We start from the raw sequence: 14603 nt of genomic DNA on the forward strand, positions 1-14603 counted from the left end.
TACTGGGAGCTATATTGTATAGATCTAATTCAAGTTCTATGTGTAGTATTGTGAATGGCTTTGTTAAGCTAGGATGCGGGATGGGGAAAATAGGAGGAATATTGAATAAAATCGTGGATCTATAAGAGAAAATTAATAAAAGTCATACGTAAAAAATCAAAAGAAATCTTTAGTATTGCTGGGTTTAAAGCGCCTTAATCTGATGATTTAAATGGCTGTAGGGGTGAAAACTATAAAATGAAATTAAAACTCATCGTCAGTGCCTGTTTATTGGGTGTCAGTCCGACACTGTTTGCACTGGATCTGCTTGAAGCTTATCAGCGTGCCCAGCAGAATGATCCGAACTGGCAGGCGAATCTGTTGCAATACCAGTCGGACCAGCTCAATCTGGGCATTGCCAGCGGAAATTTATTGCCGACTGTGACTTTATCTGGAAATGTAACCCGTAAAAACCAGTCTGCTGATAATTCATCGATAGAAGGTTTGCCTGCCGAATTTGGGGAACTACAAGGTTCGAGTACGACCACGCGTCAGATTGCAGTCACTGCACGTCAGCCTTTATTCCGCTGGGATGCCTGGCAGGGTTATAAGCAGGTCAAAACCTCGGTAGAACTCAGCGAAGTTAATCTGCGTCTGCAAAAGCAGCAGCATATTTTACAAGTGGCAGAAGCCTATTTTAATGTTTTACGTCAGCAGTCTTTAACCACAGCTTATTTACAGGAAGAGCAGGCTTTATCAGAACAGTTAAGGATGATGAATGCCAAACTTCGAGAAGGGCTCGTGGCGAGAAGTGATGTCAGTGAAGCCAATGCCCAATACCAAAGTGCACAAGCTAACCGGATTTCTACACAGGTACAACTGGTGCTGGCACAGGAACAATTGGCTCAGTTGATTGGACCCTATCAGGAAAATCTGGCGGTTCTGCGTGAGGATTTCCAGTTTCAGAAACCTGTTCCGAGTAATATCGGTTCCTGGACCGAACTGGCACAAAACCAGAATCTGGAAATTCTACAGGCACGTTTGCAGAAACGCTATTCTGAAGATGCCAAACGGGTGGAGCAGGCTGCTCTCTATCCTCAGGTTGAAGCCGTTGGAACCTATGGCTATTTGAAGCAGACCCCTGAAACAGTGTTATCAACCAATGGGGATTTTGACCAGATTGGTGTCGAAGTTAACTGGAACCTGTTTACCGGGGGCCGAACCCAAAAAAGTATTCGTCAGGCCGGCGTAAATGTGCAGCGAAGTGAAGCCCAACTGGATGCTGCCATTCGCAAAGCCAACACCGATGTCAAACAGTCTTATCTGCAGGTAGAAACGGATGAGGCCAAGCTGAATGCACGTAAAGCAGCGATGCAGTCTTCAGATATCGTTTCTCAAGCTTCCAGAGCTCAATATCAGGAAGGTTTAAAAACCATGGTGGATGTATTACTGGCCCAGCGCAATGCTTTCTCTGCCAAGACCGATTATCTGAATGCCAAATATGATTATTTGCTGCATGTACTACAATTACAGGCTTCGGTAGGACAATTGACAGAAAAGGAACTGGCAGAGATGAATGCCTGGCTCATTGAATATGACCGCTCTTAAAAAAGGCTAACAAGTTGTCATCAAACTTTCATGATGGTCATGCTTTAATCACAGTTCATGATGTATTTTTGCCTTTTCCTGTTCAGGAGTAGATTTCCTTGAGTCCCAATAATCCTGTGCTCAGTCATCACATTTCTTCGCAATTCAATGAAGAATTGCAGGATGTAAATACCAAGTTCATGACCATGGGCGGCATGGTAGAACAGCAGGTGGCTAATGCCATTCATGCGCTGCTGGATACAGATGCTGCAATGGCGGTTGAGGTGCAGTTTCAGGACAACACCGTGAACCGCCTGGAAGGTGAAATTGATGAGGCGCTCACCCTGATTTTGGCTCGCCGTCATCCCGCTGCCATTGATCTGCGTATGGTGCTTGCCATGTCCAAGGCCAATACCGATCTGGAACGGATTGGAGATGAAGCATCGAAAATTGCCCGTATTGCCCAGACTTTGTGTGAAGAGGGTGGTTCACCACGCGGTTATATGGAAACCCGACATATTGGTAACCAGGTTCGAGTGATGATTCATGATGCATTGGATGCCTTTGCTCGTCTGGATATAGACCAAGCGCTGCGCGTGATGCAGGCCGATGCCGATATTGACCGGGAATATCAGTCCGCTACCCGTACCTTAATGACTTATATGATTGAAGATCCACGGCATATTAGCCGAGTGATCAATGTGCTTTGGGTGCTACGCTCACTGGAACGCATTGGAGACCATGCACGTAATATTTCGGAACAGGTCATTTATATGGTCAAGGGCCTGGATGTACGGCATAGCAGTGTCGAAGAAATTGAGCAAAAATTTCAGCGTTAAGCAAACCTAAATAATGATAAAAAGCCTGCATTGTGCAGGCTTTTTTTATTTCAAAAATATATTCTTGATATTGTGAAAGCTAGATAGGATAGGCGTTCCTTAATATTACTATGAGAAAAATCACATAAATAACAATTACTAATAATCGTTATAAATTTAATTAAAAGAAATGTGAACTATTTATCAAAAAACATACAAAAGTTGTATATAATTTAGCAAAATGCGGGTTGATTTATGAAAATGGAATTATTTTCAGAAAGTGAAAAGATTTTTTCATGTGCTCATCAAACCTATAGATAAGAAAGAAAAACGAAGCTCTTTTGTTATCAGTCACATACTTCTGGTCTAAACCTAACCCTGCATTAATTTACTCAGTGAAATTATATATTTAAGAGAAAATTCATGATCATTGATGAAAGTCAAAGAGAAGCTTCCCGAATTTACTTTTCTGTGCAGTTAAAGTTTGTGATCGCGTTAATGGGTGCGTGTTTTTGGACCGTATTTTCTATCTGGATTGCCCAGGACTGGATGCATGATTTGAGCAGCTATATCGGTTATTTTTGGGCTATTTTTCTGATTTATGGTATTGCCATTATTCCAGGATTTATGAACTCATTTGCGGCATTAAGCCTGATGATGGACAGACGCCCTAAACGCCAGCCATTAGCAGTTTATCCAGGGATTACCATGTTGGTGGCTGCTTACAATGAAGCCGCGTCAATTGAAGACACTTTGGTCAGTATTAACCAGCAAAAATATCCGGGAAAATTACAGGTTATTGTGATCAATGATGGCTCTCAGGATGAAACCGCAGAGATTGTTCGCAAAGCAGAATCAAGATTTCCCTAGCTGACTTTACTGGATTTAAAGCAAAATGCAGGGAAGGCGCACGCCTTAAACGAAGGTCTGAAACTTGCGGAACATGATCTAGTAATTACCGTCGATGCGGATTCCTATCTCCATCGTGTTGCCCTCATCAATATTGTTGAGCGCTATGTGGCAGATCCTCCAAATACACGTGCGGTTGCGGGTAAAATTCTGGTACGTAACTCACGTACCAATCTGCTGACCAAAACTCAGGAATGGGACTATTTTTTGGGGATCTCGGCGACCAAACGCCTGCAATCTCTCTATCAGGGAACTCTGGTAGCACAAGGTGCTTTTTCTATTTATGACCGTAATGCCCTGATTGAAGTCGGTGGCTGGCCTAAATGTGTAGGTGAAGATATTGTGCTGACCTGGGCTTTATTAAATGCAGGTTATCGGATTGGACATTGTGAGGATACCTGCCTGTTTACCAATGCACCGACGACGCTTAAAGTGTTTGTTAAACAGCGTCAGCGTTGGGCTCGTGGCATGATTGAGGCATTCATTAAACATCCCAGTATTTTAATGTGGGTAGAGAGTACTTCAACCCAGAAGATTATCAAGAATCGATGCTCGCTCTCGGTTGGCGTCAGCGTTTTGCTGGCTGGTCCGCAGGCTTAACGGCAGGCTTTGGCCGAGAAAAAATCAATCAGGATCCGAGCCAGTCTACCCGGCTATTTGAGCTTAATGTACAAAGTTCTGTTCGTGGCTCGCAATTTCTGCGGATGAATGCCGGCTATAACCGCAGTGCTTCTTTCTATGGCCCGAATTACGATTATCGTTATATCAAAGGTGAATGGATTATGCGTTTTTAATACTGGACGATAAATCTTGATTTTAAGCGGTCTTTAAAGACCGCTTTTATTTTTTAGGGATAGTCTAATGAAGAGCTAACTATGCGTTTCTTCCTCTGCATCATCTTCAAAAGTCTTGGCAATTTTTTCAATATTCAGGCTCTTGGCCATTGCATCGAAAATTTCCTTATATACGCCGTCCTGATGATAAAGCGCGTCATGTTCACCGTGTTCGGCAATACAACCTTCTTTCATCACATAGGTATAGTCCGCATCAATAATTTGAGACAGGCTATGTGAAATGATAATCACGGTACGGCCTTGCTTGATCTGATCCAGACTTTGTTTGATCTGTTCTGTCGCAATGGCATCCAGACTCGCCGTCGGCTCGTCCAGAAAAATAATCGGCGGGTTTTTCAGGAACATCCGTGCGATGGCAATTCGCTGTTGCTGACCGCCGGACAGTTGCAGGGCATCGGAATCATAACCATCCGGTAGCTGTAAAATCTGTTCATGAATTGAGGCTTTTTGAGCAGCTGCAATCACCTCATCCATACTGGCATTGGTTTTGCCATAACGGATATTGTCAAAAATTGTGCCCTGGAAAATATGGTTTTTCTGTAGTACCAATCCGATATGATCACGTAAATATTGAGTGTCATAATCTTTTAAATCAATCCCATCCAGCTTGATCTGGCCTTCCTGTGGTTCATAAAATTTATCTAGCAGACTGATCAAGGTTGATTTTCCGGCTCCCGATAATCCTACCAGTGCGGTAATGGTATTGGGGCGGATTTCCATATTGATATCTTTTAAAGCATGATGCCCATTCGGATAATAAAAATTCACGCCACTTAGCTCAAATCGGCCTTGGACAGGTGGTTTTTGCTGGCCACTCTGTTCAATTTCAGCATCCGCTTCCAGAATATTAAAGAAGCTTTCTGAATAGATCATGGCATCATTCACTTCATCATAAATCCGGTGCAACGAGCGAATCGGGGCAGAGACGTTATTAAAGAGCAGCACATGGTACATGATCATGCCGATACTCATCTGGCCATCCAGTACAAAATAGGAGGTCAGAATAATAATCAGGACTATGCCGATCTGTTCAATAAAGGTTTTTAAGCCATCAAACAGGAAGCTGGTTTGCCGGGTTTTCATCTGGTTATCGGTCAGTTCACGCTGCAAGCTCAGCTGCTTGTCTGATTCAATTGATTCCCGGTTAAAGGATTTGATGACTGTAATTGAATTGATGATACTGAGAATCCCTTGGCTCTTTTTTTCCCGGCCATCTCTCAGACTACGGCGCCATCCACCAAGTTTTTGTGCCTGTTTATAGGTGAGCCAGAAGTAGATCGGTACAATCGCTGTGGCGACCAGCCCGACATAAAAATTGGCATAGTACATCAATCCGAGCGCGACAATTGCACTGGTAAATAGAGGAAAAATATCAATGAAAAAGATCTGGACCAGTCGGGTGAGGGAGCCAATTCCGCGGTCGATCCGGGTCTGCAATTTTCCGGCCTGATTATTATCCTGATTAAAAAATGCCAGCCGATACTTTAAAAACTTTTCAATAATGCCTTGAGCCAGATCTTGGGAAATAAAAATCCGCAGCTTTTCTCCATAAAACTTCTGCCCAAACTGTACCAGCGCATTCACCACTTCCTTACCGAGTAAAATGGCAGAGATAGTGATCAGGATATGCCAGCCTTCATCTAGCCCTTGTCCTTGTTCCAGCAAAGCATTGATACTGTCGACTGCATATTGCAGGGTCAGTGCATTGACCTGAGCAGTAAAGGAACCGATCAGGGTCAGAATGAGGGTCGCAATCACCAGGAGCCGATAAGGGCTGACAAAGGGACGAAGTTTTAAAAACAGCTGCCATAAATTCATAAGCAATTATTTTTATTGTCAAAGTTGAATTTAGTCTAGGCAGGAATAGAGGTACTCACAAGAGTAAATGTTGTATTTATTTGTGAAATTAGATTGTAATTTTTCCGGTTAAGTCTCAATCTTTTCAGCAAGATATCGTAAATTTTAGACTGATTTTAAAATGACTTTGGACCTGTTTGCGCCAGAATCTCAAGTGAATTTATTACCCTTTGATGGGGTGGTAGAGGATTATGGCCAGATTTTAAATGAGCAGCAGAGCCAGCAATATTTACAGCATTTTCTAGCTCATCTGGCCTGGCAAGCGGATGAAGTCACTTTATTTGGCAAGCATTATATTACTGGACGAAAAGTCGTCTGGTATGGTGATGAACACTATCAATATCATTATTCCGGAAGTTTTAAACAAGCTCATATCTGGACACCAAGACTATTTCGGTTAAAGCAGCATATTGAAAAATTGGTCGGTCATTCCTTTAATTCCTGTCTGGCGAATCTATATGAAGATGGTTCACAAGGTCTGGGCTGGCATAGTGATGATGAAGCTGCTCTATATCAAGGAACATCTCAAGAAAATGTGATTGCGTCCCTCAGTCTGGGTGCAACCCGCAAGATGAGTTTTAAACATAAAACGGAAAATAAAACAGTAGATCTGCTTTTACAAAGTGGACAGTTGATTGTGATGCGTGGACAGACTCAACACTACTGGAAACATTGTATCCGGAAAACGACTCGGGTTCTGGAGCCTAGAATTAACCTGACTTTTCGTTATTTTTTTCCTTAATTAAATTATCTTTGATAAAACAAAAAATACTAGTTCATTAGTATTTAAAATTCCTTCTCTCAGGGAGAAAGTGAGGATGAGGGAGTTCCTTTGCTCATTGTTGAATGATTAAAAAATGATTGATGAAGGCACTCTATTGTTTTTAGATTGAAAGTATCCCAATGAGCTAAAAAAGGGATTCTTTAATTCAAAAAAATAGCATCTCGAAAGATGCTATTACTGATATTTAAAAAATTTAAGGTTGCAGTCCAGCCGGATACCTATACCAGCTTTCAATCAAGAGGGCAGCAGCAATACTGTCCGCAGACAATTTTTTGCCACGACCTTGAGCCTGATAATGATCCAGTTCATCCCGTGCTTCACGAGTGGTCAGGCGTTCATCCACCATCAAGGTTTCAATATTGGTCTGATGACGTAAACGGCGGGCAAATTTTCGTGCCCGTGTCGACAGTTCAGATTCACTATCATCCATATTCAGTGGAAGTCCCACTAAAAATAGGCTTGGCTGATGGTTTTTTACAATTTTCAGTAATTCGTCCCAGTTCGGAATCCCGTCTTTCATAGGAAATAAAGGGAGGGGGGTGGCACTTTCAATCAGGGATTGGCCGACTGCCATTCCCATTTTCTGTGTACCAAAATCAAACGCCATAATAGTGTTTGGCGCGTTTACATCAGGCATGTCCAATCTCGGAAGATAACCAGGTTCGGTCTACGCCCATTTTTTTATAGGCAGCATCCCAGCGGTCGTTATAAGGTAAGTTAAAAATCAGGTCCATATCGGATTCACAGATTAGCCAGTCACCCCGGGCAATCTCTTCTTCAAGCTGATGTTTGCCCCAGCTCGCATAACCCAATGCGATCTGATAGCGGCCTACACCTTCATTATGCGCAATCGCATCCAGAATATCTTTAGATGTGGTAATACAAACATTTTCACCCACAGCAATAGAGGAATGCCAGGTCGGCTGACCGGTATGCAGGACAAAACCAGCCTCTGGTCGCAAAGGTCCACCTTGCAACACTTCATGGGGATTGACATTATCCGCCTCAATATCCAGATCATTCAGCAATTCTTTAATTTGAATGCCAGCAGGGCGGTTAATAATGATCCCTTGAGCGCCATCTTCATCATGACGGGCCAGATAAATGACCGTATGCGCAAAAAAATCGTCACTTGCATGGGGTGGCGCAATCAGACAACGATGAGTCAGATATTGTTTAGTCACCTGAGCGGCTCTCCAAAAGTCTATATCGTTTATGATTGTGGTAAATGATTTATCAGGGCAAAAGACTGGATTTTCAATTCTGCAAATTGTCTATTCCTTTATTTACTTATCCCACAAAAATGCACCACTGACAACTTAGCTTTGTAGATACTGAGTATAAAAAAACTACAAATAGGCATTTTTTTTATTTTTTCAATAAATTAATAAAATCAGTTTTATTTTATTGAATGGTAAATTCTAGAGCTCATTTATTATTGACTAAGAATATAAAATAAATTCAATGAGGAATAAGTTTATATATTTTTAATTGTTTAATAATCAAACTAAATAATTAAATAGAAGAAAATATTAAATTTTATATTTTAAGCGAAGTGCTTTATTTTTTATTAATTTTTTATAAGTTATTTTATTAATGAATAGATGTAATTAATTAAACTTATATAGCAATAATAGAAAAGATTTTTCATACTTAAAAACGATCATAATTTGTAAAGTTTATTTAATATTGTTTAATTTAGGTAAATATAATGCGTTTGTTTAGAGTTAAATTTTACGTAATATATACATAAACTACATATTGAAACAATCAGGCTTTGTTTGTAAGATGCGCCGATTTTTAATCTTCTATTATTTTAACGGATCGTTATGCATCATTTTTTTAAAGGGACTTTAATTTCTACTCTATGTTCAGCATCTATTATTTCCCATGCGGAAGTATTCAAAACATATAATGAAGAAGGTAATTTTTTTCTTAGTCATTTAAATGCAGAACTGTCTGAAAATTTAATTACAGATTTCAAGAATAAAACTAATTCAAAAGATGGAGTTTTATATCTGTTAGAACAAGCCCGTTTATTACAGGTTAATCATCAATATGATCAAAGCCAAGAATATTATAAACAGGCTTTTACTTTGCTGGATAAACAGCAAAATCGTGCGAAAGTCAGTGTATCCCGTGTGGGCTTTAAAGCTCTGGCTTTGATGAGTAATGATTCAATCGTTCCTTATCTGGTGCCACCACATGAACAGGTACTGGCACATATTTCTCAGGCAAAAAACTATATTTTTCTCAAAGATTTAGAAGCTGCATCCGTAGAAATGCGGGTCGCGCAAGGCCTACAGCGTGAAATTGAACTGGCTCACCAGAAAGAGCTGGAAAGAAAAAAAGATAAAGTTAAAAAACCGGCTACTGAAGGAAATCCGCTTAGCGCACTGGATGAAGCGTTTATAGGTTTGGACCCTATTGCCGGCAAGATTAAAAACAGCTACCAGAATGCGTATGCGTTCTACATGGCTGCCAATTTATGGGAAACCTTGGGTGAATATAATGATGCCTTGGTAGATTATAAAAAGGCCTATGAATTACAACCAGATGCGCAGATTGCCCAAGATGTAAAACGCCTGAATCAGTTAGTAGCAAAACCAAAAAGTGGCAGTGTGCCGGTGATTGTCTTTATCGAGCAAGGCATTGTGCCACAAAAGGTTGAAAACAAGATTGATGTGCCAACACCAGGCGGTCTGGTCAATATCGCTTTTGCGACTTATGAACCAAGCACCTATGTGGCACCGAAAAGCTTAAAAGTCAAAGTTAACAATAAGCCTATGCAAGACAGCTACGTGATTAGTGATATTGGCGCTCTGGCAGTTAAAGATCTGAAAGAAAAAGTAGTAGGCAATCTGACCAGTCAAATCATGCGTGCAAGCGCCAAATATGCGGCACAAAAACAGTTGGGCAATCAGCTGGGTATTTTGGGTCAGGTGGCCGGCAATGTGCTTAATATGTCAACTGAACGTGCCGACTTGCGTGGCTGGAGTACCTTACCAAGTAATGCTCAGATTGCTCGTTTAAATCTCGCCCCAGGCAATCATAAATTACAGCTCTCTAGCGGCAGCCTTTCCAGTTCGGCTGTCAATCTGGATGTTAAAGCCAATCAAACTGTCTTTGTCTATGCACATCACGTCAATGACAAGATTACTGCCAGCGTAAGCACCATCCCACATTAATAAAACCTAAGAGAACGATATGAAACATCAATTCAGCTTTGCAGTACTTGGTTTAGGGGCACTGTTAATGGTGGGGTGTACTGCACCGAATGCCTTGTCGACCCAGACCAACTCAACTAATGAAATCAGCATCCGTACGATCACCAATAACCCGATCCTGAGTACGGAAGTATTTGTAGAACGCGTAAATATGAGTGCGGCAGGGGATTTGAAGCGCGCATCAATTGCAATCAAAAACCGTCGTTTTAATAACAAAGATTTTAGCTACAAGATCGTGTGGGTAGATGCGCAAGGTGCGGAAGTGAATCCTGAAGGTGCCATCTGGAAGCCGATTCAGTTAACTGGCCGTGAAACCAAAGGCGTGCAATCCCTGGCGCCAAATCCATCTGCTGTCGATGTTGTTGTGTACTTGAAAAAATAAGAGAGATTAAACATGAATGCAAAATTGATTTTCGCTGTATTGGCAGCAACGACTCTGGTTAGTGGCTGTGCGTCTACTGGTGCAGTGAGTTATGGCGATGCGCAAGCAGTTGAAACTTTGACGACTGACTTCGGTTCGACTGACCTGCAAATGATCGCAGCGAAAATGGTGGATGACATGCTGATGTTCCCGCCGATCGTGCAGATGACACAAAACCGTCGCCCGGTGATTGTAGTAGATCGTATTCACAATAAAACTCAGGAACATATTGATACTGAATCCATTACTGACAGCATTCAGAACAAGCTGATCAACTCTGGAAAATTCCGGTTTGTGGATATGAAGTCTGTGAATGCGATGGCGCAACAACTGGCCTATCAAAAACAGAGTGGCATGGTGAATCAGGCAACCGCTGTACGGAGCGGTGGTCATATCGGTGCTGAATATATGCTAAATGGCAACTTGTCGAGCATTGTAAAAAATGCGGGCAGCAAGAGCGATGTGTATTACAAGTTCACCTTTAAATTGCAAAACCTGCAGACTGGAATTGTCGAGTGGACTGGCGAGAAAGAAATCCGTAAAGCAGGCAAGCGTTCGACTTTCGGCCTGTAATTTAAATTAAGGTTGCTGTGCTTTGGCACAGTGACCGCAGAAGAATTCATTATGAAAAAAATATTACTTGCAGGCTTATTGTCCGGATTGCTCAGTTCACCTGCTTTTGCAGCAATTAAGGAAGTGATCAAAGAAGCCAGCGGCAGTGGTTCTACACAGCATCAGGCCATTTCTGAAGCGTTATTGGTAGCGGTACAGTCAGTAAATGGTGCTTCGGTTTCTTCGCAGATGGATTATGAAGAAACCGTTTCTTTATCAGTGAACCATCAAGGCTGGACCTATACCGGCAAGGTATCTCCGGTCTTTAGCGTAGCTAATCAGGGTTCGGGTTCAGTCACTAAATTCCAGGTACTTAGTGTTTCTGGAGCGAAGAATAATTATCGGGCCAAAGTCCGTGCTCATGTGGTCAAGTTTGAATCTGCTGTGCAGGATCAGCATTTACACCGGATCGCTGTTTTACCATTCCAGATGGCGGAAAAAAATAATCGACTGGCTGGAAGGGGATCTGCCCGTCAATTTAGTCAGGAATTATCCGATACACTGGGCACTTATCTAACCCAAAGCGGACAATTAAGTGTGGTTGATCGTCACTATATTGAGGAAATGCAGTCTGAAACCGGTTTCCTGTATTGGGATGGCGCACCACAGGAACTGGCACGTATCGGTCAGAAAGTTGGCGCAGATTATTTGCTGGTTGGTCAGATTAAAGATTTATCTAGCGCCAGTGATCGGCAGATGTATGGTCTGAATGCTGGTGCGGCTCAGGTGCGTCTGAGCTGGCGCGTGATTGAAGCTGCGACCAGTAAAGTCGTTGCAGCTGGAATCTTTAACCGTACCTTGTCTAATTTAATGACGCAGAATATTTTGACGAACAGTTTAAATGACAGTACTGCAGACAAAATTGCTCAAGGTCTTAATTCAGAGATTTTACAAGGTTTGAAATTGCAGCCTGTACAAACTCGTCAAGCTTATGACCAGTCACCCGGTTATGGAATGACGCCAGGTTCTAGTGATCAACCAGTCAAATGGTAATTTTTGGCTTTAACTAAGAGCTGTTCATAAAAAAATCCCTGCAATAGTCAGGGATTTTTATTAAGCATGATTTATGCTTGCTGAAACTTTAACTGTCTTAACTGACGTGCATGCTGCAAGGTGGTTTCATTAATTTCCACGCCACCCGTCATACGTGCAAGTTCCTGTACAATTTCACTTTCTTCCAAATTAATAATGGTACTGCTGGCCGGATCAGTCTGGCGTTTTTTCACTAATAAATGCTGGTCGGACTGTGCAGCCACCTGCGCCTGATGGGTAATACAAAGAATTTGTACATGCTGTGCCAGATCAGCCAATAAGCGACCCACGATTTCCGCAGTTCCGCCACTGATCCCGACGTCGATTTCATCAAAGACCAATACTTCAGCTTCGGTTTTTTCTGCATTCATCACCTGCATCACCAAGGCGATACGGGATAATTCACCGCCTGAAGCCACGCGTGCCAGAGGTTGTGCTGGTATGCCCTTGTTGGCAGTAAACAGAAGCTGAATAAAACTCAAACCTTCACTTGATGGATGTTCCAAAGGCTCAAATTTAAATTCAAAATGCGCTTCAGGTAGGGCAAGCTGTTTCACCTGTTCGGTCAGTTTTTTCGCCAGCGGTTCGGCTGCATCACGGCGAATCTGGTCCAGATGTTGAGCTTTGCTTAGAAACTCCTGATAAGAGACCTCGACCTGTTCAGCCAGAGTTTCCGGGTCTTCTAGCTGATGCAATTGTTCAAGTTCAGTCTGCCAGGCCTCATATTCTTCTTTCAGCAATTCTGGCTGGGTGCGGTATTTGCGTGCTAAACGGTGAAACACTTCCAGTTTGGAATTCAGTTCTTCCATACGTTCCGGATCAAAGCTTTGCCGATCCATAAACTGACGTAAGGTTGCCGTTGCATCTTCGAGTTCGCTTTGGGCATTCAGTAAAGAGGTATAAATCTGGGAAAGCTGTTCGCTACGACCGGCATGCGATTCCATGCGGCGCAAGATTGAAGCCAGTTCCTGCGAAATATTCTGTTCACCTTCATCCAGGCCATTCAGGCTATAAACACAATCCTGCATGATGGCTTCATGATGTGAAAGGCGGTCAAATTCCTGCTCAATTTCCTGATAATCCGTCTGGACGACTTCTTCCAGTTCTTCAAGTTGCAGCTCCAGAGTTTCCATACGTTGCTTACGGGTTGCTTGTGCATCCAGCGCGGCCTGATGCTGGCGAATATTTTTATGCCAGGTGCTATAAGCGTCACGTACTTCCTGAGCTGGTGCATAAAAATTGCTATAGCGATCCAGCCAGTGTTTGGGATAAGGTGGTTCTAGAAGTTGCTGCTGACTATGCTGGCTATAAAGCTGAACCAGTAGTCGGCCAATTTCTTTCAGTTCAGACAGACTACTGGGACGACCATTGATCCAGGCCTTACTGCGGCCAGTGGCAAAGATCACCCGGCGTAAATGAATCTCCCCCGACTCATCATCCAGTTCATGCTCTTTTAACCAGCTCGCTTCAGGGCTGTCTTCCTGATAACTAAAGGTTGCTGTTACATCCGCTTTTTCGGTGCCATAACGCACATAATTGGTATCGGTTCGCTCCCCCAGACAGGCAGACAGAGCATCCAGTAACAGGGATTTACCTGCACCGGTTTCACCAGTAAGAACGTTAAAACCTTTATCAATATCAATAGCAAGATGCTCGGCCAAAGCAAAATTGATCAGAGTTAAATGTGTCAGCATAAACGCATCCGGGCTGCGAAAAGTTTGAATGAAATAGCATGTCAGTTGCTTCAGTCTAGCAACGCGGCTGTTATTATAAATCAGGATAAATCGATTTCATTCTATCTTAAATTTCATGGATTAATACACGCTTATTTGAATGTTGTGTCACAGGAACCAAGATCAGGCCACTGAAGTTACAAAAGATATTTTCATTTTTCTGACATGCTTGAAAGTTAAATTAAATCAGGTCGGAATATATTTTGCTTATAAATGGCGGGAAAAATCACGGCATTTTCCAGGATCTGCCGAAATCATTCAAACAGGCTGGAATCAAGGCAAGCAGGGGGCACCAATAATTTCATTCAAGTCCGATAAACTTCGATTGATTAGTTGCGGGTGCACATTTAAACTACAGCAATCAAAATATTACAAAATGCTTTATCTGGAGAAATGGCATGTCAGCTCAGTTTGATCATGTATCAGTACTTAAAAAATCGAATGTGTATTTTGGCGGGTTATGCATCAGCCATGTGGTGCAATTTGAAGATGGCACTAAAAAAACCTTAGGGGTAATTTTACCTTCAGAAAATGCATTAACTTTTGAAACACATGTGCCTGAGCGTATGGAAATCATCTCAGGTGAATGCCGTGTACAAATCGCTGACAGCGAAGAGAAAGAACTGTTCCGTGCGGGTCAGTCGTTCTATGTGCCAGGCAATAGCCGTTTCAAAATTGAAACTGATGACGTGCTGGACTATGTTTGCCATTTTGAAGGCTAAACAGACCTACAGATGAGCTGTAACCGATCAAGAAATTTTGTTCTGAATCGGTTAAACTAAGCTTGATA

The 14603-nt window shown here is 42.2% G+C and carries 13 protein-coding genes and 1 pseudogene; 10 read left to right on the plus strand and 4 right to left on the minus strand.

The annotated features are described in order from the left end of the window. Positions 1-237 precede the first annotated feature (237 nt). From FTU72_RS02255 to FTU72_RS02275, 4 genes and pseudogenes are all read left to right on the plus strand, one after another. The gene (locus FTU72_RS02255; RefSeq protein ID WP_034705354.1) at positions 238-1587 is read left to right on the plus strand and encodes a TolC family outer membrane protein; all 1350 of its coding nucleotides are present in this window, start codon (positions 238-240) and stop codon (positions 1585-1587) included. Between the two features lie 98 nt (positions 1588-1685). Next, positions 1686-2405: a phosphate signaling complex protein PhoU gene (phoU, locus tag FTU72_RS02260; RefSeq protein ID WP_180016622.1), complete on the plus strand. Its 720-nt coding sequence runs from the start codon at positions 1686-1688 to the stop codon at positions 2403-2405. A gap of 687 nt (positions 2406-3092) precedes the next feature. Then, a pseudogene (locus tag FTU72_RS02270) lies at positions 3093-3893 on the plus strand (glycosyltransferase family 2 protein). Next, the gene (locus FTU72_RS02275) at positions 3842-4087 is read left to right on the plus strand and encodes a hypothetical protein (protein ID WP_257218559.1); all 246 of its coding nucleotides are present in this window, start codon (positions 3842-3844) and stop codon (positions 4085-4087) included. The pseudogene FTU72_RS02270 and the gene FTU72_RS02275 overlap by 52 nt, the downstream one beginning before the upstream one ends. A 75-nt stretch (positions 4088-4162) precedes the next feature. Here the strand turns inward: FTU72_RS02275 and FTU72_RS02280 are convergent, their stop codons facing one another. Beyond that, positions 4163-5965: an ABC transporter ATP-binding protein gene (locus FTU72_RS02280; RefSeq protein WP_159124355.1), complete on the minus strand. Its 1803-nt coding sequence runs from the start codon at positions 5963-5965 to the stop codon at positions 4163-4165. A gap of 160 nt (positions 5966-6125) precedes the next feature. On the opposite strand from FTU72_RS02280, the gene FTU72_RS02285 reads away from it, so the two are divergent. Further along, a complete protein-coding gene (locus FTU72_RS02285) occupies positions 6126-6746 on the plus strand; it encodes an alpha-ketoglutarate-dependent dioxygenase AlkB (RefSeq protein WP_180052427.1) in 621 nt (206 codons plus the stop codon). Positions 6747-6981: 235 nt separating this feature from the next. On the opposite strand, the gene ruvX is transcribed toward FTU72_RS02285, so the two are convergent. Continuing rightward, positions 6982-7425, minus strand: a complete 444-nt coding sequence (ruvX, locus tag FTU72_RS02290; protein ID WP_180016618.1) for a Holliday junction resolvase RuvX — start codon at positions 7423-7425, stop codon at positions 6982-6984. Beyond that, positions 7418-7972 carry a YqgE/AlgH family protein gene (locus tag FTU72_RS02295; protein WP_004787233.1) on the minus strand — a complete coding sequence of 185 codons (555 nt, stop codon included), beginning with the start codon at positions 7970-7972 and terminating at the stop codon, positions 7418-7420. The genes ruvX and FTU72_RS02295 overlap by 8 nt, the downstream gene beginning before the upstream one ends. Positions 7973-8617: 645 nt before the next feature. On the opposite strand from FTU72_RS02295, the gene FTU72_RS02300 reads away from it, so the two are divergent. The 4 genes from FTU72_RS02300 to FTU72_RS02315 are packed head-to-tail and all read left to right on the plus strand — an operon-like array spanning position 8618 to position 12041. Continuing rightward, entirely contained in the window at positions 8618-9976 is a 1359-nt protein-coding gene (locus FTU72_RS02300; protein ID WP_180052426.1) for a COG3014 family protein, read from the plus strand. Between the two features lie 19 nt (positions 9977-9995). Next, complete coding sequence (locus tag FTU72_RS02305) at positions 9996-10397, plus strand: YcfL family protein (protein ID WP_180016616.1); 402 nt, start codon at positions 9996-9998, stop codon at positions 10395-10397. A gap of 12 nt (positions 10398-10409) precedes the next feature. After that, the gene (gene lpoB / locus FTU72_RS02310; RefSeq protein WP_180016615.1) at positions 10410-11009 is read left to right on the plus strand and encodes a penicillin-binding protein activator LpoB; all 600 of its coding nucleotides are present in this window, start codon (positions 10410-10412) and stop codon (positions 11007-11009) included. Positions 11010-11060: 51 nt separating this feature from the next. Then, entirely contained in the window at positions 11061-12041 is a 981-nt protein-coding gene (locus FTU72_RS02315) for a CsgG/HfaB family protein (protein WP_180016614.1), read from the plus strand. Positions 12042-12112: 71 nt separating this feature from the next. Here the strand turns inward: FTU72_RS02315 and recN are convergent, their stop codons facing one another. Continuing rightward, the gene (gene recN, locus FTU72_RS02320) at positions 12113-13774 is read right to left on the minus strand and encodes a DNA repair protein RecN (protein ID WP_180002783.1); all 1662 of its coding nucleotides are present in this window, start codon (positions 13772-13774) and stop codon (positions 12113-12115) included. 437 nt (positions 13775-14211) lie between these two features. Between recN and FTU72_RS02325 the strand changes: the two genes are divergently transcribed. Further along, positions 14212-14535, plus strand: a complete 324-nt coding sequence (locus tag FTU72_RS02325) for a pyrimidine/purine nucleoside phosphorylase (RefSeq protein ID WP_004787221.1) — start codon at positions 14212-14214, stop codon at positions 14533-14535. The last annotated feature ends 68 nt before the right edge of the window (positions 14536-14603 follow it).

It is taken from the genome of Acinetobacter sp. YH12137 (genome assembly GCF_013418535.1).
Lineage (GTDB): Bacteria > Pseudomonadota > Gammaproteobacteria > Pseudomonadales > Moraxellaceae > Acinetobacter.

Bases quoted from the DNA above. Each gene is read 5' to 3' on its own strand.
- FTU72_RS02300 (WP_180052426.1), top strand. From the start codon at position 8,618: ATGCATCATTTTTTTAAAGGGACTTTAATTTCTACTCTATGTTCAGCA.
- recN (WP_180002783.1), bottom strand. From the start codon at position 13,774: ATGCTGACACATTTAACTCTGATCAATTTTGCTTTGGCCGAGCATCTT.
- lpoB (WP_180016615.1), top strand. From the start codon at position 10,410: ATGAATGCAAAATTGATTTTCGCTGTATTGGCAGCAACGACTCTGGTT.
- FTU72_RS02315 (WP_180016614.1), top strand. From the start codon at position 11,061: ATGAAAAAAATATTACTTGCAGGCTTATTGTCCGGATTGCTCAGTTCA.
- FTU72_RS02305 (WP_180016616.1), top strand. From the start codon at position 9,996: ATGAAACATCAATTCAGCTTTGCAGTACTTGGTTTAGGGGCACTGTTA.
- ruvX (WP_180016618.1), bottom strand. From the start codon at position 7,425: ATGCCTGATGTAAACGCGCCAAACACTATTATGGCGTTTGATTTTGGT.
- FTU72_RS02285 (WP_180052427.1), top strand. From the start codon at position 6,126: ATGACTTTGGACCTGTTTGCGCCAGAATCTCAAGTGAATTTATTACCC.
- FTU72_RS02275 (WP_257218559.1), top strand. From the start codon at position 3,842: ATGCTCGCTCTCGGTTGGCGTCAGCGTTTTGCTGGCTGGTCCGCAGGC.
- FTU72_RS02255 (WP_034705354.1), top strand. From the start codon at position 238: ATGAAATTAAAACTCATCGTCAGTGCCTGTTTATTGGGTGTCAGTCCG.
- FTU72_RS02325 (WP_004787221.1), top strand. From the start codon at position 14,212: ATGTCAGCTCAGTTTGATCATGTATCAGTACTTAAAAAATCGAATGTG.
- FTU72_RS02280 (WP_159124355.1), bottom strand. From the start codon at position 5,965: ATGAATTTATGGCAGCTGTTTTTAAAACTTCGTCCCTTTGTCAGCCCT.